This is a genomic window from Rhodoferax sp. OV413 (assembly GCF_900104385.1).
Classification (GTDB): domain Bacteria; phylum Pseudomonadota; class Gammaproteobacteria; order Burkholderiales; family Burkholderiaceae_C; genus Rhodoferax_B.
Window position 1 is genome coordinate 13,472 of sequence record NZ_FNJA01000003.1, and the last position, 23,950, is coordinate 37,421.

19 protein-coding genes are annotated in these 23,950 nt (G+C 65.3%); 2 read left to right on the forward strand and 17 right to left on the reverse strand.

Features of this window, described 5'->3' with window-relative positions; translation table 11 throughout:
* Positions 1-13: 13 nt before the first annotated feature.
* The 7 genes from BLT66_RS11720 to BLT66_RS11750 all read right to left on the reverse strand — a co-directional run bounded on the left by BLT66_RS11720 (position 14) and on the right by BLT66_RS11750 (position 9,925).
* Positions 14-3,481, reverse strand: coding sequence for an ATP-binding protein (locus tag BLT66_RS11720; RefSeq protein WP_092757907.1), 3,468 nt, complete (start codon positions 3,479-3,481; stop codon positions 14-16).
* The gene (locus BLT66_RS11725) at positions 3,478-4,755 is read right to left on the reverse strand and encodes a metallophosphoesterase family protein (protein ID WP_092757908.1); all 1,278 of its coding nucleotides are present in this window, start codon (positions 4,753-4,755) and stop codon (positions 3,478-3,480) included. The genes BLT66_RS11720 and BLT66_RS11725 overlap by 4 nt, the downstream gene beginning before the upstream one ends.
* 90 nt (positions 4,756-4,845) lie before the next feature.
* The gene (locus tag BLT66_RS11730) at positions 4,846-5,586 is read right to left on the reverse strand and encodes an ABC transporter ATP-binding protein (protein WP_092757909.1); all 741 of its coding nucleotides are present in this window, start codon (positions 5,584-5,586) and stop codon (positions 4,846-4,848) included.
* A 1-nt stretch (position 5,587) separates the two neighbouring features.
* Positions 5,588-6,373, reverse strand: a complete 786-nt coding sequence (locus BLT66_RS11735; RefSeq protein WP_092757910.1) for an ABC transporter ATP-binding protein — start codon at positions 6,371-6,373, stop codon at positions 5,588-5,590.
* Positions 6,374-6,382: 9 nt separating this feature from the next.
* A complete protein-coding gene (locus tag BLT66_RS11740; protein ID WP_092758426.1) occupies positions 6,383-7,456 on the reverse strand; it encodes an ABC transporter permease subunit in 1,074 nt (357 codons plus the stop codon).
* Positions 7,457-7,479: 23 nt separating this feature from the next.
* Complete coding sequence (locus BLT66_RS11745) at positions 7,480-8,409, reverse strand: branched-chain amino acid ABC transporter permease (protein ID WP_092757911.1); 930 nt, start codon at positions 8,407-8,409, stop codon at positions 7,480-7,482.
* Positions 8,410-8,632: 223 nt separating this feature from the next.
* Positions 8,633-9,925, reverse strand: coding sequence for a replication-associated recombination protein A (locus BLT66_RS11750; RefSeq protein WP_092757912.1), 1,293 nt, complete (start codon positions 9,923-9,925; stop codon positions 8,633-8,635).
* 144 nt (positions 9,926-10,069) lie between these two features.
* On the opposite strand from BLT66_RS11750, the gene BLT66_RS11755 reads away from it, so the two are divergent.
* On the forward strand, positions 10,070-11,275 hold the full coding sequence (locus BLT66_RS11755; protein WP_143029211.1) for an HD-GYP domain-containing protein: 1,206 nt from the start codon (positions 10,070-10,072) through the stop codon (positions 11,273-11,275).
* A gap of 4 nt (positions 11,276-11,279) precedes the next feature.
* On the opposite strand, the gene BLT66_RS11760 is transcribed toward BLT66_RS11755, so the two are convergent.
* The 4 genes from BLT66_RS11760 to BLT66_RS11775 are packed head-to-tail and all read right to left on the reverse strand — an operon-like array spanning position 11,280 to position 15,843.
* On the reverse strand, positions 11,280-12,092 hold the full coding sequence (locus tag BLT66_RS11760; RefSeq protein WP_092757914.1) for a DUF72 domain-containing protein: 813 nt from the start codon (positions 12,090-12,092) through the stop codon (positions 11,280-11,282).
* 46 nt (positions 12,093-12,138) lie between these two features.
* Complete coding sequence (gene lolA / locus BLT66_RS11765; protein ID WP_092757915.1) at positions 12,139-12,783, reverse strand: outer membrane lipoprotein periplasmic chaperone LolA; 645 nt, start codon at positions 12,781-12,783, stop codon at positions 12,139-12,141.
* Positions 12,784-12,788: 5 nt separating this feature from the next.
* Entirely contained in the window at positions 12,789-15,125 is a 2,337-nt protein-coding gene (locus BLT66_RS11770) for a DNA translocase FtsK (protein ID WP_092758427.1), read from the reverse strand.
* A gap of 43 nt (positions 15,126-15,168) precedes the next feature.
* Positions 15,169-15,843 (reverse strand): Crp/Fnr family transcriptional regulator, encoded by a 675-nt coding sequence (locus BLT66_RS11775; protein WP_092757916.1) that lies wholly within the window; start codon positions 15,841-15,843, stop codon positions 15,169-15,171.
* 162 nt (positions 15,844-16,005) lie between these two features.
* Here BLT66_RS11775 and trxB point away from each other — a divergent pair, with 162 nt between their 5' ends.
* Positions 16,006-16,962: a thioredoxin-disulfide reductase gene (gene trxB, locus BLT66_RS11780; RefSeq protein WP_092757917.1), complete on the forward strand. Its 957-nt coding sequence runs from the start codon at positions 16,006-16,008 to the stop codon at positions 16,960-16,962.
* 81 nt (positions 16,963-17,043) lie between these two features.
* On the opposite strand, the gene BLT66_RS11785 is transcribed toward trxB, so the two are convergent.
* The 6 genes from BLT66_RS11785 to BLT66_RS11810 form a co-directional block, all read right to left on the reverse strand.
* Positions 17,044-17,598 (reverse strand): DUF1439 domain-containing protein, encoded by a 555-nt coding sequence (locus tag BLT66_RS11785; RefSeq protein WP_092757918.1) that lies wholly within the window; start codon positions 17,596-17,598, stop codon positions 17,044-17,046.
* The gene (locus BLT66_RS11790) at positions 17,598-18,584 is read right to left on the reverse strand and encodes a sigma-70 family RNA polymerase sigma factor (protein ID WP_092757919.1); all 987 of its coding nucleotides are present in this window, start codon (positions 18,582-18,584) and stop codon (positions 17,598-17,600) included. Before BLT66_RS11790 ends, BLT66_RS11785 begins: the two co-directional genes overlap by 1 nt.
* 5 nt (positions 18,585-18,589) lie before the next feature.
* Positions 18,590-19,504, reverse strand: a complete 915-nt coding sequence (locus BLT66_RS11795; protein ID WP_092757920.1) for a peptidoglycan DD-metalloendopeptidase family protein — start codon at positions 19,502-19,504, stop codon at positions 18,590-18,592.
* 70 nt (positions 19,505-19,574) lie between these two features.
* Positions 19,575-20,393 carry a protein-L-isoaspartate(D-aspartate) O-methyltransferase gene (locus BLT66_RS11800; RefSeq protein ID WP_092757921.1) on the reverse strand — a complete coding sequence of 273 codons (819 nt, stop codon included), beginning with the start codon at positions 20,391-20,393 and terminating at the stop codon, positions 19,575-19,577.
* Entirely contained in the window at positions 20,393-21,169 is a 777-nt protein-coding gene (surE, locus tag BLT66_RS11805) for a 5'/3'-nucleotidase SurE (protein WP_092757922.1), read from the reverse strand. The genes BLT66_RS11800 and surE overlap by 1 nt, the downstream gene beginning before the upstream one ends.
* 93 nt (positions 21,170-21,262) lie before the next feature.
* Positions 21,263-23,824 carry a bifunctional diguanylate cyclase/phosphodiesterase gene (locus BLT66_RS11810; protein WP_092757923.1) on the reverse strand — a complete coding sequence of 854 codons (2,562 nt, stop codon included), beginning with the start codon at positions 23,822-23,824 and terminating at the stop codon, positions 21,263-21,265.
* Positions 23,825-23,950 lie beyond the last annotated feature (126 nt).

Genomic DNA, 23,950 nt, shown 5'->3' on the forward strand with positions numbered 1-23,950 from the left:
ACAGCCCTTATTTTTATAAATGGTGGATGGCGATCGCCTCTGCCGGCAACGCCGCCTGGGCTACTTGCAGCAGATGCTGGTGGTGGGTGAACAGCAGCACCTGGCCTCCTTGAGCGAAGCGGGCCAGAGCCTGGAACACCTGGGCGGCGCGGCTGTCGTCGGAAGTCATCAGCACATCGTCCAGCACCAGCGGCATGGCTTTGCCGGCCTCGCGCTGCAACTCCAGCGCGGCCAGGCGCAGGGCCAGGTACAGCTGGTCGGCCGTGCCCTCGCTCATGGCCTCGACGCCTATCACCCGACCGTCGGCGCCCTCGGCCTGTAGCACCGGCTTGTCGGCCGATGCATCGACCACCAGCTTCGGATAGCGCCCACCGGTAATCAAGCCAAAGTACTCGGACGCCAACCGCAGCATAGGCGCCTGGGCACGTTCGCGGAAGCGCTTCAAGGCCTCTTGCAGCAGGGTTTCGGCCAGCCGCAGCTGGGCCCAGGGCCGGACTGCGCCACGCAGGCGGGCGACGGCTGATTCCATCTGCTCGCGCGCATCGGCCGCCGCGGCCGAGGTGTCTATGGCCTGCAGCGCGCGGCGGGCGTTCTGCGCAGCTTCCGTCGCCTGGGCGATGTCCAGGTCCAGCTGCGCGACGCGGGCCTCGCAGGCGCTGCGCTCGGCGTCGGTATCCACCACATCGACGCCGGCCACCGTCGCCCGCAGCTCGGCCAAGGGCCGCGTCGCCGCCTGTTGCAGCTGGCCTTCCAGCGTGCGCAGTTGCTCTTGCAGTGCGCGCTTGGCCTGGGAGCGATCCTCGGCCTCTGGCAACTCGGCCGCGTCGCTTACCGATGCCGCTGCACACATGGCTTGCAGCACGCTCTGGCTGGTCGACTTCTGCTGGCCCGCTGCTGCCTGCTGGCGCAGAGCCACGTCAAGCCGGCGCTGCAGCTCGGCGGCTTGCGTGGCATGCGCCTGGGCCTGGGCCACGCGGGTGCCGAGGCCATCCACAAAATCATCTACGTGCTGCACCGGCGGCTCCTGCAGCAGCGCGGCCAGCGCCAGGGCCTGGCTGTGCAGTGCATCCTCGCGGACCTGCAGCTGAGCAATCGCCTGGACGCGCCGGGTCTGCTCGGCCTGGGCCTGGTCGAGTGCCGCCAGCTCGGCCAGGCGCGCCTTGATGGTGGCTGCGCTGCTGGCCGCCGGCAGGAACAGGCGCGCGGTCCAGCCGGCTTGCACGGCCGTCTGCGCGTCCAGCGCCTGCTGCTGTTCGGCCAGGCTGGCCTGCAGCGCGCTGCGCTCGGCCTGCAGCACGCCGCGCTGCCGGCTGCGCTCGCGGATGCGGGTTTCGGCTTCCAGCGTGCTGCGCAGCCAGGCCGTGGCCTGCGGCAGCAGGGTCGCCAGATGGGTAGATACCCCCTGCCCGACCGCTTGCAGCGCCGTGGCCAAAGCCTGGGTGGCTGTCTGCACGCGGGCTTGCAGATCGGCCAACTCACGCTGCAGCGTGTCGTGCTGTTCGCACAGGGCAAGCGCATTCTGCCGCTGGCCTTGCCACTCGCGCAGCGCGGCGGGCGGGTACGGCGGCAGGCCAGCCTGGGCCAGGGCGGCCTGCCAACCGCTTTGCTGCTGTGCGCTCTGGGCGGCGCAGGTGCTGCGCTGCTCAGCGATGGCGGCGCGCCGGCTCTGGGCCTCGCTGGTCTGCAACGCGCATTCGGCGGCCTGGGCGGCACGCTCGGCGCCGGCGCGCAGCAGATCGGCCTGGCGGTCGGCCTCGGCCTGGGCTTGTTCGAAAGCCGCCAGCAACGCCGGATCGGCAGCGGGGTCAGCGTAAGCCTGCTTGAGCTGCAGCCACTGGCTGTCGCGCTGCTGGCGTGCGGCCTGCAGGCTCTGGGCGGTGACCAGCTCGCCCACAGCCGCGAGCTGCTGTTGACGCAGCTGGTAGGTCTGCAGCGCGCGTTGCAGGGCGGCGTCTTCCTGCTGCAGTGCGTCGATCTGCGCCGCCAACGCGGTCTGGGCTTTTTCGGCCTCGACGATTTCGGCCAGCAGCAATGGGCGCGCCGCGTACAAGGCAGTGGTGTCGGGCAGGCGCAGCCCGGCCAGTGCCTGCTGCAGACGGGGCGCCAATGCGTCCAAGCCACGCTGGGCCTCGGCCAAGCGCTTGGGCATATCACCCAAGGCCTGGGCTTGTTGCACGGCCGCTTCCACTGCGGCTTGCAGCGGTTGGGCCACGCTGTGGGTATCTGCATCGGTGGCTTCGGTCAGTTGGGCATCGATCTGCGCCAGCCGCGCCTGCTGCTGCGCCAGCGCCTGGGTCTGGCGCGCCGAGTTATCGAGCAAGTCGTCCAGCGCAACCCGGTCCGCCGTGCCCGGCACGGCTGCCAGCACCGCGGCCAAGTCCTGCTGCGGGGCGATGCGCTGGGCCATGGCCGCCAACGCGGCCGCGCCCTGCTCCACCTGGGTTTGGGTTTGCAGGCGCTCACTGCGCTGCTGGCGCACGGCGGCGCAGTCGCGCAGCAGGCGTTCGATGGCGGGCGCATGGGCCAGCAAGGTCGGCTCCAGCCGCAGGCCGGACTGGGACTGGGCGCAGTGGTCGATCTCGGCCTGGGCGGCGTCCCACTGGCTGTGGGTCGTGTGCAGGCTGTGCTGCGCAGCCAGGCGCTGCTCGCGTGCGTCAAGCGCTAACAAACTTACAGTGTTTTGTGCCTCTAGCGTAGACTCTACCTGCGCATGCTGCTGCAATAAAGGTAGCACGGCGCGCAGCTCGGTCAGCGCGTGGATGCGCTTGGTCTGGCTGGCCAGTTGTTGCTTCAGGTCGGCCAGCTGGGCAGTGGCGGTCTCCAGCGCGCGCTGCCGGTCCTTCCATTCGGCCGGTCGAACCAGCGCGGCCTTGAAGGCGGCCTTGTGCTCTTCGATCTGGCGCAGCGCCTCGGGGATGGTGGCCTGGGTGGCGCGCGGGCTGTAGTAGCTTTTGGCGTCGTCCTGCAGGCTGGCCAGCAGTGCCTTCACGCCTTGCAGGCCGGCGCTGGCTTCGAACAGCGCAGCCCCCAGCTCGCCCTCGCCCTTCAGCAGGTCTTCGCCGCCCTGGCGCAAACGCGCGTGGTCCAGGCCGAAGCTGCGCTCAAAGCCCGCGCGGTCCAGGCCGCCGGTCAGCGCCTGGGCGATGGCAGCCGACACCGGTGTGGCCAGCGGCAGGCCGGTAGCCGGGTCGGCGGCGGTGAGTGCATCCTTGTTCTTCTTGCGCCGTGCTAGCGCCACCTGCTGGCCATCGGCATCGGCAAACACACCTGCCAGTAGCAGCTTGCCGCTGTCGTGCACAAAGTTGTCGGCGCTGCGCAGCGGAATGCCGAAACGCAGGTCGGCCATGGCGCGCAGGGCCGAGGACTTGCCGGCCTCGTTGGGGCCGTACAGCAGGTGCACCTGGGCGGAGCTGGCGCTGAAGTCCAGCACTTTGTCGGTGAACGGGCCGAAGGCGCTCAAGAAAAGTTTTTGCAGCTTCATGCGGTACTCCCGAGCCGGGCCAGCAGCGTGGCTTCGGCGTCCAGCAGCAGGGCTTGCATGGCGGCAGAAGTGCTCCAATCGGCATCGGTTTTGGCCTCGGCCGGCAGCTTGTGCAGCACGTCGCCACAGGCCTTGGCCGTCCAGGCGGCCAGCGCTGCGGGGTCGGCAGCGAGTTCGTCGACCAGGCGCAGCAGCTCGGCCACCGCGTCCTCGCCTTGGGCCAGTTGGGCGCGGTCTATGGGGCTGGCCAGGCGCAGCTGCACCTGTTCGATCCAGAGTTCGGCGCCGGCTACGTCCTGGGCGGCAGCGTGGACTGCGGCCTCCAGGGTGCCGGGCTGCTGGGCCTCGGTGCCGTGCAGCGTGCTGCGACCGGTAAGCACGACACGCAGCGCATGCAGGCGGTCACCGGCGCCCTGGGTCGCCTCGGCCAGCGCAGCGGCGATCAGCTGGGTGGCTTGGGCCAGGCTGGCTATGCCGTCCAGTGCAACCTGCAGCTGCTGCCAGCGCACAACATCCAGCGGCACGAAGCGCGCCTCCATCTGGCCGGCCACCACTGTCACCAGTTCGCAGCCCTTGGGCCCGGTTTCGTTCGCATGCCGGCCCTGCAGATTGCCGGGGAAGACCACGCGCGGCGACTCGCAAACGACGTCGCGGGTGTGTACATGGCCTAGCGCCCAATAGTCGTAGCCCTTGGTCTTGAGCATAGGCAAGCTCGTGGGCGCATAGGTCTCGTGGATGCCGCCACCGACCGTCAGGCTGGTGTGCAGCATGCCGATGTTGAACTGGCCGGGCACGGCATCCGGGTAGTCGGGCACAAAGTCCTCGTCCACCGCGCGCTGCGGAAAGCTGCGGCCGTGGATGGTAACGCCGAGCGCGTCGATACGCACGGTTTCTGCGCTGCGGCTGGAGAACACCTTGACGTGCTCGGGCAGCGGCAGTTCGCGGGTGATGGTGCCCTGGGCATCGTGGTTGCCCTGGACGATGTAGACGCCAATCTGCGCCCGGCCCAGGCGCACCATTTGCTCGCGGAAGAACAAACCCGTGTGGAAGTCGGGCCAGTCGCGGTCGTACAGGTCGCCGGCCAGCAGCACGAACTGCACCTGCTCGGCCAGCGCCAGATCGACCAGGTTTTCCAAAGCGCGCCGCGTGGCGTTGCGCAAGCGCTCCACTGGCGCTCCCGCATAGCGGCTCAGGCCGCGCAGCGGGCTGTCGATGTGCAGGTCGGCGGCGTGGAGGAAGCGGAAAGTGCCAGGGCTGGCCACTACGTTATTCATAGCACCTAGTGTAGGTGGTATGTGCGGCGGGGCCTTGTTTTCTATAGATTTACACCTTCTCCCGCGCCGCAGGAGAAGGTGCTCTACGGCTTACTCGCCGAGGTATGCAGCGCGGACCTTGGGGTCGCTGAGCATCTGCTTGGCGTCGCCGCTCATGGTGACGATGCCGGACTCCATCACGTAGCCGCGGTCGGCGATGCCGAGGGCTCGGCTGGCGTTCTGCTCGACCAGCAGCACGGTCACGCCCTGGGCGTACACGTCTTTGACCACTTCAAAGATCTTGTCGACCATGATGGGCGACAGGCCCATGGAGGGCTCGTCGAGCAACAGCACCTTGGGACGGCTCATCAGCGCGCGGCCCATGGCCAGCATCTGCTGTTCGCCGCCGGACATGGTGCCGGCCAGCTGATCCTTGCGCTCGCGCAGACGCGGGAAGATGGTGAACATCTTCTCGATGTCCATCGCGATCTCGGCCTTGTCGTTGCGGATGTAGGCGCCCATCTGCAGGTTTTCGGTGATGGTCATGCGGGTGAACACACCACGGCCTTCGGGCACCATAGCCAGGCCGTCCTGCACCAGATCCCAGGCGCCCTTGCCCTTGATGCTCTTGCCCAGGTACTCGATGTCGCCGGCCACGAACGGCAGGGTGCCGGTAATGGCCTTCATGGTGGTGGTCTTGCCTGCACCGTTGGAGCCGATCAGGCTGACCAGTTCGCCTTCGCGGACTTCGAAGTCCACGCCCTTGACGGCCTGGATGCCGCCGTAGGAGACCTTCAGGCCGCTGATCTTCAGCAGTACTTGACCGGTTTTTTTCGCTTGTGTTTCAGCCATCTCAATGTCCTCCGGTACCGAGATAAGCCTCGATCACTTTTTCATTTTTCTGCACTTCGGCAGGGGTGCCTTCGGCGATCTGTTTGCCGTAGTCGAGCACGGTCAGGCGATCGCACAGGCCCATGACCAGCTTCACGTCGTGCTCGATCAGCAGAATCGTGCGGTTGTCCTGGCGAATCTTGCTGATCAGCTCGCGCAGCATGACCTTTTCGGTGGCGTTCATGCCGGCGGCCGGTTCGTCCAGCGCAATCAGCTGCGGGTCGGTGGCCAGGGCGCGGGCGATTTCCAGGCGGCGCTGGTCACCGTAGCTCAGGGTGCGGGCCTTGTAGTCGGCCAGCTTGCCGATGCCCACATATTCCAGCAGCTCCTGGGCGCGCTGGGCAATTTCTTGCTCTTCGCGCTTGAAGCCGGCGGTGCGGAAGATCGCGCCCATCAGCCCCGTATGGGTACGGATGTGGCGACCGACCATCACGTTTTCCAGCGCCGTCATTTCGGCGAACAAACGGATGTTCTGGAAGGTGCGGGCAATGCCGGCCTTGGCGACTTCATGCACCGCGGTGGGCGAGTAAGGCTTGCCGGCCAGCTCGAAGCTGCCACTGTCCGGGGTGTAGAGGCCGGTGATCACGTTGAAGAAAGTGGTCTTGCCGGCGCCGTTGGGGCCGATCAGGCCATAGACCTGGCCGCGCTGGATGGTGATGCCCACATCGCTCAGGGCCTGCAGGCCGCCGAAACGCTTGGAGATTCCCGCCACCCGCAGGACCACATCGGTAGTACTTGTATTTGTCATGTGTGTTCCTTACTTGGCCTTGAGCGATTTGCCGTGGTCGGGCGCGGGCCAGAGACCACGAGGGCGCAGCAGCATCACCACAATCATGGCGACAGCGATCAGCAGCTGGCGCAGGATGGCGGAGTCGAGGCGGCCGCCGGTCATGGCCTGCAGCGGGCCCGCCAGGTAGCGCAGCACTTCGGGCAAGGCCGACAGCAGCACCGCGCCCAGGATCACGCCAGGCAAGTGGCCGATACCGCCGAGCACCACCATGGCGACGATCATTACCGACTCCATCAGGCTGAAGGATTCAGGCGAGACGAAGCCCTGGAACGCCGCGAACAGCGTGCCGGACACGCCACCAAAGGTAGCGCCCATGCCGAAGGCCAGCAGCTTCATGTTGCGGGTGTTGATGCCCATGGCCTTGGCGGCGATTTCGTCTTCGCGGATGGCCATCCAGGCGCGGCCGACGCGCGACAGCTCCATGCGGTGGCACAGCACCACGCTGATCGCCACCAGCGCCAGGAACAGGTAGTAGTACAGGCTGACCGAAGCCACTTCGAAGCCCAGCACTTCCAGCGGCTTGCCCAGGTTGATGCCGAAGAACTTCAGCGTATCGATCTGGTTCAGGCCCTTGGGGCCGTTGGTGATGTTGACAGGGTGGTCCAGGTTGTTCAGGAACACGCGGATGATTTCACCAAAACCCAGGGTCACGATGGCCAGGTAGTCACCGCGCAGCTTGAGGGTGGGCGCCCCGAGCAGCATGCCGAAGAAGCCGGCCACCGCCGCCGCTACCGGCAGGATCATCCACAGCGAGATGTGCAGGCCCTCCGGGAACATGGCGGCCAGCGCCGGGAAGGTGTCGGTCAGGTGAGGCGAAGCCGCCAAGCCGTAGACATAGGCGCCCACGGCGAAGAAAGCCACGTAGCCCAGATCCAGCAGACCGGCAAAGCCGACCACGATGTTCAGGCCCAGGGCCAGCATGACGTAGATCAGCGCCATGTCGGCGATACGCACCCAGGCATTGCCGAAGCTTTGCAGGACCAGCGGCAGGATCAGCGCCAAGATGGCGCCGACAATGAAGGTTGTTTTGTTCAGTTTCATGGTGATGCTCTTTGGTTCGCCCATCAGGCCCGGTCGGCCACCCGTTCACCCAACAAGCCCGAAGGCCGCAGCGTGAGCACGATGATCAGCACGATGAAGGCAAAAATGTCTGAGTAGTTACTGCCCATGACACCGCCGGTCAGCGCGCCGATGTAGCCCGCGCCGATGGATTCGATCAGGCCCAGCAGAATGCCGCCGACCACCGCACCGGCCAGGTTGCCGATGCCGCCAAACACCGCAGCTGTAAAGGCCTTCAGGCCGGGCAGGAAGCCCATGGTGTGCTGCACCGTGCCGTAGTTCGACGCGTACATGATGCCGGCGATGGCCGCCAGCACAGCGCCGATGATGAAGGTGGCCGAAATCACCATGTCGGGCTTGACGCCCATCAGGGCCGCCACGCGGGGGTTCTCGGCCGTGGCGCGCATGGCGCGACCGAGCTTGGTGTAGTTGACCAGCCAGACCAGCACCGCCAGGGAGACCGCCGTCAAGCCGAGGATCAGGATCTGGGTGGGGGTGATCACCGCGCCGCCGATGTTGTACGGCGTGGCCGGCAACAGCGTGGGATAGGGTTTGTAGTTGGGCTTCCAGATGATCATGGCCAGCGTTTGCAGCAGGATGGACATGCCGATGGCGGTGATCAGGGGAGCCAGTTTGGGGCTGTTGCGCAGCGGCCGGTAAGCCACTTTTTCGATCACGAAATTCAACGTAGCCGCCACCACGCAGGCAATGATCAGCGAGATGAACAGTATCAGCCAGCCCGGGGTGGTGGGCATGGCGTCTTTCATCAGGCCGATGATGGTCCAGCTGGTCAGCGCGCCGACCATCAAGACTTCGCCGTGCGCAAAGTTGATCAAGTTAATGATGCCGTACACCATGGTGTAGCCCAAGGCGACCAAGGCATACATGCTGCCCAGTACCAGACCGTTGATGATCTGCTGAAGCAAGATATCCATAAAGTTTTCTCCGTTTTGTGGTGCATCCACACGCTACTGGTTGCCCTGGGTCGACGACCCAAAGCGGCTTTGTGGGCCCAGCAGCTATCTATAAAAAAACCCGCCATGTCCAAAATGGTGCGGGTTCTGTGGCGCATTGTATCCAGCACGAAACGGGCCAAAACCTCGGGTTTACGTCGTGTTTACCCTTGAAAATGCTGAAATAAGCGGCTTTACAGAAGTATTAGCGTTTCTGATTGTTGAGCCGCTTCAGCTCTTCCAACTTATCCGCAATGCGGATCTCCAGACCGCGCGGCACCGGGCGGTAGAAGTTGGGTGGCGCCATGCCGTCGGGCAGATACTGCTCGCCGGCGGCAAAACCGCCCTCCTCGTCGTGCGCGTAGCGGTAGCCCTTGCCGTAGTCCAGCTCTTTCATCAGCTTGGTCGGCGCATTGCGCAAATGCATGGGCACGGGACGGGTGCCGTCCTTCTTGACGAAGGCCTTGGCTTCGTTGAAAGCCTTGTAGACGGCGTTGGATTTGGCGGCGATGGCCAGGTAGACCACGCAGCCGGCCAGCGCCAGCTCGCCCTCGGGCGAACCCAGGCGCTCGTACACATCGGCTGCATCCAGCGCCTGGCGCAGGGCCCGAGGGTCGGCCAGGCCTATGTCTTCGCTGGCCATGCGGACCAGCCGACGCGCCAGGTAGCGCGGGTCGGCGCCGCCGTCCAGCATGCGCACAAACCAGTACAGCGCCGCGTCGGGGTCGGAGCCACGCACCGATTTATGCAGCGCGCTGATGGTGTCGTAGAACTGCTCGCCGCCCTTGTCGTAGCGGCGCATGCGCTCGCCCAGCACCTTGAGCAGCCAGGCGTCGGTGATCTCGGCCTGCTTCTCCTGGGTGGCGGCCACGGCCAGGGTCTCCAGCGTGTTCAGCAGCCGCCGGGCATCGCCGTCGGCATAGGCCAGCAAGCGGTCAACAGCTATTTTTTCTATAGCTGGTACCGCTTGTATCTCCTGCGCGTGCAGCACTATTTTCTCTAAGTCTGCGGGTGCCAGCGGCTGCAGCACATAGACGGCGGCGCGCGACAGCAAAGCGGAGTTCACCTCGAACGACGGGTTCTCGGTGGTCGCGCCGACAAAGGTGAACAGCCCACTCTCCACATGCGGCAAAAACGCGTCTTGCTGGCTCTTGTTGAAGCGGTGCACCTCGTCGACAAACACGATGGTGCGCCGGCCCTGGGCCTGGGTTACCAGCGCCTGCTCGACCGCCTCGCGGATGTCCTTGACGCCGCCCAGCACCGCGCTGATGGTGATGAAGCGGGCCTCGAAGGCATCGGCCATCAGGCGCGCGATGGTGGTTTTACCGGTGCCCGGCGGCCCCCACAGAATGCAGCTGTGCGGTTGGCCCGACTCGAAGGCAATGCGCAGCGCCATGCCCTCGCCCAGCAAATGCTGCTGTCCAATCACTTCGCCCAGGGTCTTGGGGCGCAGGCGTTCGGCCAGCGGGGCATCGGTGGAGAGGGAGGTGCGGGTCATGGAGTGGGTGGATAGCCTCGCCAAGCGGGCAAATAGGCGGTGTTTGATTCTGCCATGGCGGGTTCAACTGCCACAGCCATCCCTTATCCTTCTGCATTTTCAAGATCCACGCAGCGCCCGGCCTCTACGATGATTTACACCTCTGTGCCCATTAGCAGAATCGAGCTCGGCCGGCCCCTGCCCATCCATATCTGGGACGCCAAGGGCAACTTGCTGCTGCGCAAAGGCCAGGCCATCGTGTCGGAGCACCACCGCGAACACCTGGCGGCCCACGGCGCCTGCGCCACCCAGGCCGACTACAAGGCCTGGGTACACAGCTACGACCGCCTGGTCTACGCCATGCTGCGCGAGGGCAAAAGCATCCACGAGATCTCCCAGGCCACCATGCCGGCCGAGATTCTGGAGCTGGACTACACCGTGGGCGAAGACATCACCGGTGGCTGGGTCGACGTGCAGACCGTGCTGACCCAGCTGCTGTACGCGGGCGCAGCGGCCAAGAATCCGCTGGGCCGGCTGCAGGGCGTACAAAAGCGCGCCATGGAGCTGCTGGACAAAGACCCGAACGAAAGCCTGTTCAGCCTGTTCCAGGCACTGGGCGACAAGGCCCTGGGCTACTGCGCCACCCATGCGCTGCTGTGCGCCGTGGTCTGCGAGCTGACCGCCCGCAAACTGGGGCTGCACGACACCATCCGGCCAGTGCTGGTGCAGGCGGCGCTGACCATGAACCTCGGCATGGCCAAGCTACAGGACACCCTGGCCACGCAGCGCACCCCGCCCGATGCAGAGCAGAGGCAGCTGATCCACGACCACCCCCAGGCCAGCGCCGACCTGCTGCGCGCTTGGGGCGCGGTGAATGCCGACCTGCTGGACATCGTGGCCCTGCACCATGACCGCGATGCCCGCAAAGGCCTGGCGCGCAACCTCGAATGCCGGCGCATCCTGCACCTGGTCGACGTGTATGTGGCCAAGACCGCGGCCCGCTCCACCCGCGCCGGCCTGTCGCCGATGCAGGCCGCCAAGTCCAGCATCGTCGGCGCGTTGCGCGACGACGCCCAGGTGGCGGCCGCCATCACCACGGTGTTGGGCTTTTACCCGCCGGGCACCTGTGTGCTGCTGGCGAACGGCGAAAAAGGCGTGAGCGTGCAGCGCGGCGCGGCCGCCAACACGCCGCTGGTGGTCAGCACCGTGACACCGCAAGGCCTGCCGCTGGGCGTGTACGTCGCCCGCGACACCCGCGAAAAAGCCTTTGCCATCCAGGCGCCGGTAGCGGCCGACAACTTCAAGGTGCACCACGAGCGGGTGCACAAGGCGGCCGGCAAACAGCCCTCGCTGGCAGCGGTGCAGGCCTAGGCGCTCAGGCCTGCAAGCGCTGGCGCAAGGCCATCGCCGCTGCCGGCGCCCGTTCCTTGGCGCCGCTGATAAAGAACATGAACACATCGCGGGCTGGCACAGCCGGCGCAGCAGCTTCCACCCGCGGCAAACCCGACGGCTCCTGCCCGTCCCGCCAGACCCGCCCACAGGCCGCCAACTGGTCCAGCACCTGGGCGGTACAGCCTTCGGGCAGCGCGCTTTGCGTGCGCATCATGCGGGCGTAGACAAAGCTGCCGGTGATGTCGGCGAACGACGGGTAATCGTCAGAGTCGATGAACACGGTGGCCACACCGTGGCTGCGCGCCAAGGCCAGATATTCCGCACACTTGAAGCTGGCGTGCCGCACATCCAGCACATGGCGCAGCCGCACGCCGTCCACCGCGTCGGGCAGCAAGCGCAGGAAGGCCGCGAAATCCACCGTATCGAATGTCTTGGTCGGCGCAAACTGCCAGACGATGGGCCCGAGTTTGGGACCCAATTCGGCGATGCCGCTGCCCACAAAGCGCTGGACCGATTCGCCGGCATCCGCCAGCACCCGGCGGTTGGTCGCAAAGCGGGACGCCTTCAGGCTGAACACAAATCCCTCGGGCGTGGCATCGCGCCACTTGGCAAAGGTGGCGGGCTTCTGGCTGCTGTAGTAGGTGCTGTTGATTTCGATCACATCGAGCCGGCGGCCGGCGTATTCCAGCTCGCGGCTGTGCGGCACATCGGCCGGGTAGAAGCTGCCGCGCCATGGCTCAAAGCTCCAACCGCCTATACCGACCCGTATCGCCGGGGTGGGTGCGTTGCTCTCCATCGGGCCTCCTTTGTGCAAAGTGGGCAGCCGGGCAACGCAGACAGGCTTATTGCTTGACCACGTCAGCGCCCGCAGGCGGCTTGAACTGGAAGGTCTCGGCGGCCAGTGCGGGATTGACCTCGACCTTGGCAAAGCTCATCAGCGAGCGCTGGCCGAAGCTGTCCAGAATCTCCAGCGCCGCCAGCTCGGTGGCCTGGCCTTCGACCTTGAAACCTACCTTGACGGTTTGCAGCTGGCCGTCTTTGGCCTTGGGCGTGGCCGTCACCCATTGCAGGCCGTCCTTGTCCGGCGCGGCCTGCAGAGTGAAATCGGCCTGCAAGGCTTTCAGATCGGGCGCGGCGGCAATCAGCGCAGCCGGCGTCGAGCCCAGCACCTGCGACTGCTTGCGGGATGTCACCTGGTTCAGGTCCACGTCGTACAGCCACAGGGTCTGGCCGTCGGCCACGATGCTTTGCTCGAACGGCTTCTTGTAGAGGAATTTGAATTTACTGGGCCGCTGGAACTCGAAGCTGCCGCTCGACGTCTTGCTGCGCGCCGCCTGCCCGTCCTTGGGCGGCGAGGTCACCACCTGGGTGAACTCGGCCCGGCCGGACTTCACCGTCTTGACGAAGTTCTCCAAGCTTTCCAGGCCATCGGCGCAGGCAGTACCTGCGCTAGCAGCTATCAATACAGTAGCAATCCAATTTTTCATCAGTTTTATTCCGCTCTCGCGGGCACCAAAATTTCGCGTTGACCGGCACCGCTCATGGCGCTCACCAGGCCGGCCTTTTCCATATCTTCCACCAAACGGGCGGCGCGGTTGTAGCCAATCTTCAGGTGGCGCTGCACCAGCGAGATGCTGGCCTTGCGGTTCTTCAGCACTACCTCCACCGCCATGTCGTACATCGGGTCCTTCTCGCCACCGCTGCCACCCAGGCCGTCGACGCCCTCGCCGTCCTCGCCATCGACTGTGCCGCCTTCCAGCACGCCTTCGATGTAGTCGGGCTCGCCCTGGGTCTTCAAGTAACTTACAACGCGGTGCACCTCTTCGTCGCTGACAAAGGCGCCGTGCACCCGGGTCGGCATGCCGCTGCCGGGCATGTACAGCATGTCACCCAGGCCCAGCAAGGCTTCGGCGCCCATCTGGTCCAGAATAGTGCGGCTGTCGATCTTGCTGCTGACCTTGAAGGAAATCCGGGTCGGGATATTCGCCTTGATCAGGCCGGTAATCACGTCCACGCTGGGCCGCTGGGTCGCCAGAATCAAATGGATGCCGGCCGCCCGCGCTTTCTGCGCCAGCCGGGCGATCAGCTCTTCAATCTTCTTGCCGACCACCATCATCAGATCCGCCAGCTCGTCGATCACCACCACGATGTGCGGCTCGCGCTTCAAGGGCTCGGGGCTATCGGGCGTCAGGCTGAACGGGTTGTAGATGAATTCTTCGCGCGAGGCGGCTTCGTCGATCTTGGCGTTGTAACCGGCCAGATTGCGCACGCCCAGCTTGCTCAGCAGCTTGTAGCGGCGCTCCATCTCGGCCACGCACCAGGTCAGGCCGTGGGCGGCCTGGCGCATGTCGGTAACCACGGGGGCCAGCAAATGCGGAATGCCTTCGTAGACTGACATTTCCAGCATCTTCGGGTCGATCATCAGCAGGCGCACGTCGCGCGCCTCGGCCTTGTACAGCAGGCTGAGAATCATGGCGTTGATACCCACCGACTTGCCCGAGCCGGTGGTACCGGCCACCAGCACGTGCGGCATCTTGGCCAAGTCGACCACCACCGGGTTGCCGATGATGTCCTTGCCCAGGCCCATGGTCAGCATGGATTTGGCCTCGTGGTAGACCTGCGAACCCAGAATCTCAGACAAGGTGATGGACTGGCGTTTGGCGTTCGGCAATTCGAGCGCCATATAGTTTTTGCCGGGAATGGTTTCCACCACCCGGATCGACACCAGGCTCAAGCTACGCGCCAAGTCCTTGGCCAGGCCGACAATCTGCGAGCCCTTGACGCCGGTAGCCGGCTCGATCTCGTAGCGGGTGATCACCGGGCCGGGCGAGGCCAGCACCACACGCACTTCGACGCCAAAGTCCTTCAGCTTTTTCTCGATCATCCGGCTGGTCATCTCCAGCGTCTCGGGGGCCACGGTTTCCTGGCGCAGCTGCGGGCCGTCCAGCAGGTCGACCTGCGGCAGCTTGGTATCGGGCATTTCGCTGAACAGCGGCTTCTGGCGTTCCTTGGCGACGCGCTGGCTCTTGGGTGGCTCGGCCATGGTCGGCTCGATCATCACCGGCGTCGGGTGGTGGGCTTCGATTTCGACGCGCTCTTCGCGCACCACGGCTTCGCGCTTCTTGGCGGCTTTCTTGCCTACGGCCAAGTCCTCGGCCACTTCGCGCTTCTCGCGCCGGGTTTCGACCAAGGAATAGGCCCAGGCGCCGAGCCGCTCGGCCACCTGGCTCCAGGAGAAGCGGAACACCGCCGACACGCCGATCACGCCCAGCGCAATCCACACCAGGCCCGAGCCGGTAAAGCCCAGCCATTTGACGCCGAACGGGCCAACCAGATAACCGAGCACCCCGCCGACCTGGCCAGGCAGTTGCGGCTCCAGCCGGTACAGCCGCGACCATTCGAGGGCGCTGCTGGAGCACATCAGCAAAGCCAGGCCCACCCAGAAGCCCCAGACACTGCCGACCAGGCGGTTCGCCGGTGGCCGGGCGGAGCTGTCTTCGGTATGGGCGCGCATCCAGTCGGCCAGGCCGGCCAGCCAGGCGCGCACGCCGGCGGCCACGCACCACCAGACCGAGAAGCCGAAGCAGAAGTAGCTCATGTCGGCCATCCAGGCGCCGAGGCGGCCGCCCCAGTTGTGCACCTTGGCGGTCTGGCCCGAGGTAGACCAGGCGGCGTCCTGCAAGGAGTAGCCGAGCAGCGACATGAGCCAGAAGACCAGCACCAGCAGGCCCAGGATCAGGCCGATTTCGCGGGCAAAGCGGTTGATGCCGGATCGCATGGGCGACACCACCGGACCATTGGAATTGAGGGTATTGAGTGAATAAGTCATGGGCAGAAAAATCTGCCGCAAGCTTACCCCATGGCCCGCAGGATTATGTAAGCGAGCCCAGCACCGACTGGATGTGGGTCGAGCCGTTCTCCTGACCCTTGATGTAACCGCGCTCCTCCAGGTCCTTCATCACCCGGCTGACCATCTCGCGCGAGGCACCGACCATCTTGGCCACGTCCTGGCGCGAAATCTTGTCGCGGATCACCATCTGGCCATCGGCATCGTGGGTGGCTGAGTCCAGCAGCACATGGGCCACGCGGCCGTACACGTCCATCAGGGCCAGCGACTCGATCTTCTGGTCGGCGCGGCGCAGGCGTTTGACCAGGCCGGTCATCACGGCCCGGGCCATGGCGGTATTGCCGTCCAGGCAGTGGTCGAACTCGGCGCGCCCCAGCACCAGGCAGTCGGTGGGCACATCGGCCTGCACCGTGGCCGAATGCGGCTCGTTGTCGATCAGGCTCATTTCGCCGATGTAGTCGCCGACCTGCAGGGTCGCCAGGATCACCTCGCGGCCCCGGCTGTCGGTGGTCAGCACCCGGGCCCGGCCGCTGAGCACGATGAACAGCGCATTCGACTTGCGGCCTTGCTCGACAATCACCTCGGCGCGCTTGAAGCGCTGCTTGGTCACCGCCTTGGCCACCACGTCGGCCTGCTCGGGCGTCATGCTGGAAAACAAGGGCACACGTAGCAAAAGCTCTATGTTGGACAACATCGACATCGGAATTTCCTCTTAGGTTTGGACCCTATAAGCCATGGGTTCTTACAATCTGGGGCAAAATTTCCACACGGGTCTCGCACCAACTGCAGCGCGCTTGCATTTTTGTAACACAACGCAAACTGTACACGGCTCCTTGTTATTTTCATCACGGGTTTTTATTTAATGTCAACCAACAAACACGCAAAAGTCCTGGTTTTAGGCTCCGGCCCGGCCGGCTACACCGCCGCCATCTATGCCGCCCGTGCCAACCTGAACCCGGTGTTGATCACCGGCATTGCCCAAGGCGGCCAGCTGATGACCACCACCGAGGTCGACAACTGGCCCGCCGACGTGATGGGCGTGCAAGGCCCGGAGTTGATGCAGCGCTTTCTGGAGCACGCCGAGCGCTTCAAGACCGAAATCATCTTCGACCACATCAATGCAGTCGATTTCAGCAAGCGGCCGTTCACCCTCACCGGTGACAGCGGCACCTATACCTGCGACGCGCTGATCTTGTGCACCGGCGCTTCGGCCCAGTACCTGGGGCTGGACTCTGAAACCGCCTTCATGGGCCGCGGCGTATCCGGCTGCGCCACCTGCGACGGCTTCTTCTACCGCGAGCAAGAGGTCTGCGTGGTGGGCGGCGGCAATACCGCTGTCGAAGAAGCGCTGTACCTGTCGAACATCGCCTCCAAGGTCACCCTAGTGCACCGCCGCGACACCTTCAAGGCCGAAGCCATCCTGGTCGACAAGCTGATGGAAAAGGTCGCCGCTGGCAAGATTGAACTCAAGCTGTTCTACACCCTGCAGGAAGTGCTGGGCGATGCCTCCGGCGTGACCGGCATCCGCCTGAAAAGCACCAAGAGCGACGAGACTACCGACATCAACCTGAAGGGTTGTTTCATCGCCATCGGCCACAAGCCGAACACCGACATCTTTGCCGGCCAGCTGGAGATGAAGGACGGCTACATCGTCACCCAGGCCGGGCTGAACGGCTTTGCCACCATGACCAGCGTGCCCGGCGTGTTTGCCGCCGGTGACGTGCAAGACCACATCTACCGCCAGGCCATCACCAGCGCCGGCACGGGCTGTATGGCGGCACTGGACGCCCAGCGCTTCCTGGAGCAAGGCGCGCACTAAGTCTTTCCGCCACTACATATAAAAATAGCTGCTGACGCAGGTACTACCTGCGTCAGCAGCTATTTTTTTGATAGTAAGGGGTCAGGGTTGCTGCCGGGGCTGCAAGGTGATGCGCAGGCCCTCTGGCGTCACGTCGATGGCGCCGGGCTCGTAGCCCCAGCCCTTGATGGTTTCCATGTCTTTGGCGCGGATCTGGTGCAGGCTGACGTCGCTCAGCATGCGGCCGGCCAGCTGCTGCGCATAGTCTTGCACGATGGCCTGGTAGCGCTCGGGCACACCGCTGAAGGTAAAGCTGTTCACATGCACATCGGCCATGCGGATGCTCTGGTCACTGGGCTCGAAGCGCACGCCATAGTCCACGTCCAGCAGGCCGTTGAAGCTGGCCCGCCCCAGCCGGTCCGACACCTGCACCTGTATCGAAGTGCCGATGCGGTTCTGCTCGGGCATCAGCCGCACCTGGGGCGCCTGGGCCTGCAGCTCGAACAGCGCGCCCAGCTTGCCGGTATAGGGGAAGCGCGTGGCCAGCAGCGTCTGCAACTTTTCCTGGCTGATGGTGGTGGTACGCGGGCCAGGCGCCACGCAACCGGCCAAGGCCAGCACACCGGCCAGCAACAACATGCGTCGGGTTCTTTGCATCACAACAAGGCTTCTTTCTTGACGCCGCTGCGGCCCAGCTGCACACGCAGCTTGCGCAGAGCTTCGTTCTGGATCTGGCGCACCCGCTCGCGGGTCAGGCCCAGGCGGTCGCTCAAGGTGTCCAGGGTTTCGGGTTCGCGGTGGTGCAGGCCAAAGCGGCCGTCCAGCACCTCGCGCTCGCGCCGGGTCAGGGTGGCAGTCCAGGTTTCCAGCAGGCGCTCGACCTCGTGGGTGTGGGTGCTGGCCGACGGGTCCAGGGTGTTCTCGTCGGTCAGGGTATCGACCAGGGTCTGCCCGTCTTCCGAGCGGTCCATGGACGCATCCAGCGAGCGTGGCGATTCGGCCAGCGCCAGCAAATCGGCGACCTCGCTCGCGTCGCGGCCCATCAGCCCGGCAATGTCATCCACCCGCACACCGTCGGGCCGCAGCTCGGCAAAGGCGGAATCATGCTCCAGCGTGCGCCGGGCCCGCAGCACCTGCTGCAGCTCGCGCACCACGTGCACCGGCAGGCGTATCACCCTGCCCTGCTGCATCACCGCGCGCTCCACCGACTGGCGTATCCACCAGGTGGCATAGGTAGAGAAGCGGAAGCCGCGTTCGGGCTCGAACTTGTCGATGGAATGCATCAAGCCCAGGTTGCCCTCTTCGATCAGGTCGCTCATGGGCACGCCACGGCCGAGATAGGTCTTGGCAATGCTGACCACCAGACGCAGGTTGTGCTCGATCATGGCCTGGCGAGCTTCGAAGTCGCCGGCCCGGGCCCGGGTCGCCATGTCGAATTCCTCGGAGGGGGTGAACAGCTCGGTACGCCGCACGTCGCGCAGGTACAGGCTCAAGGTGTCGTGGCCATCGCCGCCGGGGGCCAGCCAGGCGGCCCCGCCGGGCGGCAATGGACCGTCTCCGACCTCACCCAAGGGCATGGGCAGGCTCTCGTCGCCCAGCGCGTCCACAAGCACAGTTTTGCCGGACGCGTTGGGGGTTTTCATGGCAGTTACCGGTTGGGCAGGTATTTGGCGGGATCGACAGGCTTGCCCTGGCGGCGGATCTCGAAGTGCAGCTTGACGCGGTCGGCATCGCTGCTGCCCATCTCGGCGATCTTCTGGCCCTTGCGCACCGACTGGTCTTCCTTCACCAGCAGGGTCTGGTTGTGGGCGTAGGCCGTCAGGTAGGTGTTGTTGTGCTTGAGGATCAGCAGGTTGCCGTAGCCGCGCAGGCCGGCACCGGCATACACCACACGGCCATCGGCAGCGGCCAGCACCGCGTCGCCGGTCTTGCCGCCCAGGTCCAGACCCTTGTTCTTGGCTTCGTCAAAACCGGCGATCAGGCTGCCGCTGGTGGGCCAGATGAAGGCCAGGTCGTCTTCGCCACCCGACGACGCCGGTGACACCACGGCAGCGGGCTTGCTGGCGCTGGCAGCTGCACTGGCGGCGCTGCTGGGCGCGCTGGCGGCACTGGCCGCGGCGCTGGCAGGTGCACTCGCAGCCGGTACCGGGGTGGCGGTGACGGTGCTGGAAGCCACGGGGCGTGTTGTCACGCCGTTCTCGGTAACCGTGGCGTTGGGCGACACCACGCGCAGCACCTGGCCGACTTCGATCAGATTCGGGTTCTCCAGCCCGTTCCAGCGGGCGATGTCTTTCCAGCTCTGGCCCGAGTCCAGGCCGATGCGGATCAAGGTGTCGCCGGGTTTGACCGTGTAGTAGCCGGGACGGCCGGCGTTCTCGGCGCCGGGCAGCGGCTTGGCGGGTACGGTCTCGGCCAGTGTGGCGGCGACCGGCGACTGCGAGCGGCTGGTGCCGCGGTCTTCCACCGGGGCCTTGTGTGCATTCGGGCCCGCGCAGCCCGCCAGCAGCACAACCGCTACCAGCGCAAGCGCATTCTTCCAATCCTGATGACGCAACGCGTGCATGTGTATTTCCTGTTGGACCCAAGCAATTCCTGTCCGAAGGGACCGGCCACTGCTTGCGTCATATCTCTGTTTAAGCAATGCCCGATTTTAGAGGGACAAAATGTACCGCCTCGAGCAATTGCTGTTTCAGCCCCTGGGCGGTTTTATCCACCACCACCAGGGCCTGCTTGCCGCCGCTGGTCACCATGGGCGCCACCAGCCGACCGCCGACCGCCAACTGGTCGAGCCAGGCCTGCGGAATCGCATCACCACCGGCCGCGGCGATGATGCCCGCGTAGGGCGCGCCTTTGGGGTAGCCCAGCATGCCGTCGCCAAACAGCAGGTGCACATTCGGCAGGCGGAACGGGCGCAGATTGGCGCGGGCCTTGTCGTGCAGGCCGCGCAGCCGCTCGATGCTGTAGACCTCGCGCGCCAGCACCGCCAGCACCGCCGCCTGGTAGCCGCAGCCGGTGCCGATCTCCAGCACCCGGCCCAGCGGCCCGGCCTTGCCCAGAGGCGAGTCCAGCAGCAGCTCGCCCATGCGGGCCACCACATTGGGTTTGGAGATGGTCTGGCCCAGACCGATCGGCAGGCTGGTGTCTTCGTAAGCCTGGTTGACCAACGCCGAATCGACAAAGCGGTGCCGCTCGACCAGGCCCATGGCACGCAGGACAGGCGCCGAGGCAATGCCCATGGCAGCCAGCTTCTGCACCATGCGGGCGCGCACCGCGGCCGAGTCCATGCCATGGCCGGGCGCAGGCGTGGGCGCCGCCACAGGTTTCAAGCTTTTTAGACCACTAGCGCTGGTAGATACTGCGGGAGCAGCTACCGTTTTAATAGCAGACCGCTTGGCCGATGGTGCACCCGCCGAGAAATCCAGCCGGGCTGGAAACGGAGGCCGCTGCGACATCAGGCTTGCGCCGCCGGTCCACCCGCCAGCCGGGACGCGGTTTGCGCCCAGTAGCCCAGGTGGTCGTGGTCGGTCAGGTCGACCTTCAAAGGCGTCATGGTCACGTGGCCTTGCAGGCTGGCGTGGAAGTCCGTGCCCTCGGCATCGTCCTTGGCCACGCCAGCGCTGCCAATCCAGTACATGGTGTCGCCACGCGGGCTGTCCATGGTGATGACTTTCTCGGCCGTGTGGCGGCGGCCCAGGCGACACACCTTCATCGGCTTGAGCTCTTCCAGCGGCAGATTCGGGATATTCACGTTCAGCAGCCAGGGCTGGGCACCGACCAGCTGCTGCTGGGTCATGCGCAGCACCAGGTCGCGGGCGGTTTGGGCGGCGGCGTCCAAGTGGCCCCAGCCCTTCTCGGTTTGCGAAAAGGCGATGGCCGGGATGCCGAACAAATAGCCTTCCATGGCTGCGCCCACGGTGCCCGAGTAAATCGTGTCGTCGCCCATGTTGGCGCCGTTGTTGATGCCGGAGATCACCAAGTCCGGCCGGTAGTCGAGCAGGCCGGTGAGCGCGATGTGCACGCAGTCGGCCGGCGTACCGTTCACATAGCGGAAGCCGTTGGCCGCCTGGTGCACGTACAGCGGCGCGTACAAGGTCAGCGCATTCGACTTGGCGCTGTTGTTGTGCTCGGGCGCTACGACCTCGACCTGGGCCACGTCCTTCAGGGCTTCGTACAAGGCGACGATGCCCGGCGCCTGGTAGCCGTCGTCGTTGGAGATCAGGATTTTCATAAAAGTAAGAGTGTGTTTCGATTGTAGGTGGCGCGCGGGAGCCCCCTTCTGGGCCAGATTTGACCCCCGATGCACAGGCCCGAGGCAGGCCGGTCAGAACGGCAGGGGTGCGACCGTCAAACCCTGCTGCAGCGCAAACACTTCGGGCCGCAGCGGGCGCGCGAAGTGGTAGCCCTGGGCATAGGTGCACTGCAGGTGGCGCAGGCGCTGGGCGGTTTCTTCGGTCTCCACGCCCTCGGCCAGCACCCGCAGGCCCAGGCTCAGCGCCAGCGAGATGATGCCGCGCACGATGGCGGCGTTGTCGGGGTCGTCGATCAGGTCCCGCACAAACGACTGGTCGATCTTGATCTTGTCGAACTTGATGCGCCGCAGGTAGGCAAAGCTGGAGTAGCCGGTGCCGAAGTCGTCGATCGACAGCTTGACACCCAACGCCTGCAAGCGACGCAGCACCGCGGTCACGGCTTCACCGTCGTGCAACAGCACGCTCTCGGTCAGCTCCAGCTCCAGCCGGTCGGGTGCAATGCCCGATACCGCCAGCGCTTCCTCGACCTGCCGCAGCACCACGCCACGCTGGAACTGCCGGGCCGACAGGTTCACCGCCATCATCAGCTCGGGCTGGCCGGCATCATGCCAGGCGCGCAGCTGCAGGGCCGCAGTCTTCAGCACCCAGCCGCCCAGGGCTTCGATCAGGCCGCAGTCTTCGGCAATCGGGATGAACAGGCTGGGCGGGATGGGGCCGCGCTCGGGATGGTCCCAGCGGCACAAGGCCTCGGTGCCGACCACCCGGCCACTGGGCAGATGGATCAGCGGCTGGTATTCGAGCCGCAGTGCATTGTTTTCAATAGCCAGGCGCAGCGCGGATTCGAGCCGCAGGCGCTCGAGTGCCACCTCGTTCATGGTGGCATTGGCAAACTGGTAAGTGCCGCGGCCGCCGCGCTTGGCCGCGTACAGCGCCGAGTCGGCGCGGCCAAACAAGGCGTCGAACTGGTCGCCATCGGCCGGAAACATGGCGATGCCGGCCGAGATCGACACATTCACCGGCATATCGGCCAGCACCATGGGCTGGCCCACAGCATCCATCAGAGCGGTAACCATATGGGCGGCATCGGCCGTGCCCTGCACATTGCGCAGCAGTATCAAAAATTCATCGCCGCTGAGCCGCCCGACCACCGAACGCTCGTCGGCGAACTGGCTGAGCCGCTGGCCGACTTCGCGCAGCATCTGGTCGCCGGCGGCATGGCCTAGCGAATCGTTCAGGGTTTTGAAGTTGTCCACGTCGATGACGATCATGGCCACTTGCTCGTGGGTGGTCTTGGCGTGCTTGAGCACCAGGGTGGAGCGCAAGGCCACGTGGGCCCGGTTCGGCAGGCCGGTGATTACGTCCTGGCTGGACAGGTAGGCGATTTTCTCTTCCGCCGCCTTGCGCGAGCTGAGGTCGGAGAAGGCCGCCACATAGTGCGTCACCTCGCCGTGGGCCCGCTGGTGCAGCGCCGACAGGCTCATCCATTGGGGGTAGACCTCGCCGTTCTTGCGGCGGTTCCAGATTTCGCCGGCCCAGCGCCCCTCTTCGGCCAGCACCTTCCACATGTGCTGGAAGAAGCTGGGATCGTGCTGCCCGGAAGCCAGGATCTGCGGGTCGCGCCCCAGCACCTCGTGCGACTGGTAGCCGGTGATTTCGGTGAACGCGCCGTTGACCATGATGATGCGGTTCTGCTCATCCGTGACGATGATGCCGTCGGTGCTTTGCTCCAGCACCCGGCCGGCCAGCTCGAGCTTGGTGGCAGCGATGCGCTGGTCGGTGATGTCGCGGCGCACGATCAACAGATGCAGGCGCTGGCCGCGCCGGCCAAAGGTCGGCACACGGATCACATCCAACCAGCGCAGATTGCCCTGGCCGTCATCGGCCACTTCTTGCATGTGCGAGGCCCGGCCCGACTGCCAGGTGGCTTCGTCAGTCAAGGCGCTCTGGCGCAGGCTCTCGCCCTGCGGATGGTTGCGGTCCGCGATCTCCAGGTTGGTGTAGCCGTAGGCCTCCTGCTCGCTCAAGCCCAGCACGGCGCGGGCCGCAGGGTTGGTCAGCAGCCAGCGGCCCTCGCCGTCCTTCAGGTAGACCATGTCGGGCAAATGCCGGAACACCGAGCCCAGCAGCTTGTCTCGGTCGCGCAGCAAGCGGTCGGACTCGGAGCGCGCCGTCACGTCCAGGCCGACGCACCACACCGCATGCTGGCCGGGGCCGGCCGGCAACCCGTCTATCGTCGACCAGGCGATGCGCCGCTTCTCGCCGGACTTGGTGGTCAGGGTCCACTCCAAGTCCCGGAAATGGGCGCCCAGCTCCTGGAAATCAGCCGTCTTGCGCGCCAGGTAAAGAGGTTCGGGATACAGCCATTGCAAGGCTTCCGGGTGGTTGACCAGCTCTTCGCTTGCGTAGCCGGAGACCGCCTCGCACTCGCGGTTCCAGTAGGTAATCACTTGCCGGTGGCGCAAGTCGAGGGCGCTGACCAGCACCGGCAGGCTGTCGAGTACCGCCAGGATCTGCGGCGATACGCCGGTATTCGCCACCAGATCCACCACGCCTTCCACCATCGCCCGCTGCCGTGCAGCCCCGTCCCCCAGTAGGGCGTGGTCCACAAGGTGGCTCAGGCGTTTGGTTTCCACACAGGTTTCCTACAGGTATGGCAAGCGGGAATAGATAAAAAATCGTCCTCAAACTGTATGCGATTCAGCGGCCCATATTAGTGCATACCAGCTTGATTTTGGGAACTTTGTAGAGAGACACTGCTG

Excerpts from the sequence above, each read along its gene's own strand:
- BLT66_RS11720 (WP_092757907.1), bottom strand. The coding sequence starts at position 3,481 with ATGAAGCTGCAAAAACTTTTCTTGAGCGCCTTCGGCCCGTTCACCGAC.
- BLT66_RS11725 (WP_092757908.1), bottom strand. The coding sequence starts at position 4,755 with ATGAATAACGTAGTGGCCAGCCCTGGCACTTTCCGCTTCCTCCACGCC.
- BLT66_RS11730 (WP_092757909.1), bottom strand. The coding sequence starts at position 5,586 with ATGGCTGAAACACAAGCGAAAAAAACCGGTCAAGTACTGCTGAAGATC.
- BLT66_RS11735 (WP_092757910.1), bottom strand. The coding sequence starts at position 6,373 with ATGACAAATACAAGTACTACCGATGTGGTCCTGCGGGTGGCGGGAATC.
- BLT66_RS11740 (WP_092758426.1), bottom strand. The coding sequence starts at position 7,456 with ATGAAACTGAACAAAACAACCTTCATTGTCGGCGCCATCTTGGCGCTG.
- BLT66_RS11745 (WP_092757911.1), bottom strand. The coding sequence starts at position 8,409 with ATGGATATCTTGCTTCAGCAGATCATCAACGGTCTGGTACTGGGCAGC.
- BLT66_RS11750 (WP_092757912.1), bottom strand. The coding sequence starts at position 9,925 with ATGACCCGCACCTCCCTCTCCACCGATGCCCCGCTGGCCGAACGCCTG.
- BLT66_RS11760 (WP_092757914.1), bottom strand. The coding sequence starts at position 12,092 with ATGGAGAGCAACGCACCCACCCCGGCGATACGGGTCGGTATAGGCGGT.
- lolA (WP_092757915.1), bottom strand. The coding sequence starts at position 12,783 with ATGAAAAATTGGATTGCTACTGTATTGATAGCTGCTAGCGCAGGTACT.
- BLT66_RS11770 (WP_092758427.1), bottom strand. The coding sequence starts at position 15,125 with ATGACTTATTCACTCAATACCCTCAATTCCAATGGTCCGGTGGTGTCG.
- BLT66_RS11775 (WP_092757916.1), bottom strand. The coding sequence starts at position 15,843 with ATGTCGATGTTGTCCAACATAGAGCTTTTGCTACGTGTGCCCTTGTTT.
- trxB (WP_092757917.1), top strand. The coding sequence starts at position 16,006 with ATGTCAACCAACAAACACGCAAAAGTCCTGGTTTTAGGCTCCGGCCCG.
- BLT66_RS11785 (WP_092757918.1), bottom strand. The coding sequence starts at position 17,598 with ATGCAAAGAACCCGACGCATGTTGTTGCTGGCCGGTGTGCTGGCCTTG.
- BLT66_RS11790 (WP_092757919.1), bottom strand. The coding sequence starts at position 18,584 with ATGAAAACCCCCAACGCGTCCGGCAAAACTGTGCTTGTGGACGCGCTG.
- BLT66_RS11795 (WP_092757920.1), bottom strand. The coding sequence starts at position 19,504 with ATGCACGCGTTGCGTCATCAGGATTGGAAGAATGCGCTTGCGCTGGTA.
- BLT66_RS11800 (WP_092757921.1), bottom strand. The coding sequence starts at position 20,393 with ATGTCGCAGCGGCCTCCGTTTCCAGCCCGGCTGGATTTCTCGGCGGGT.
- surE (WP_092757922.1), bottom strand. The coding sequence starts at position 21,169 with ATGAAAATCCTGATCTCCAACGACGACGGCTACCAGGCGCCGGGCATC.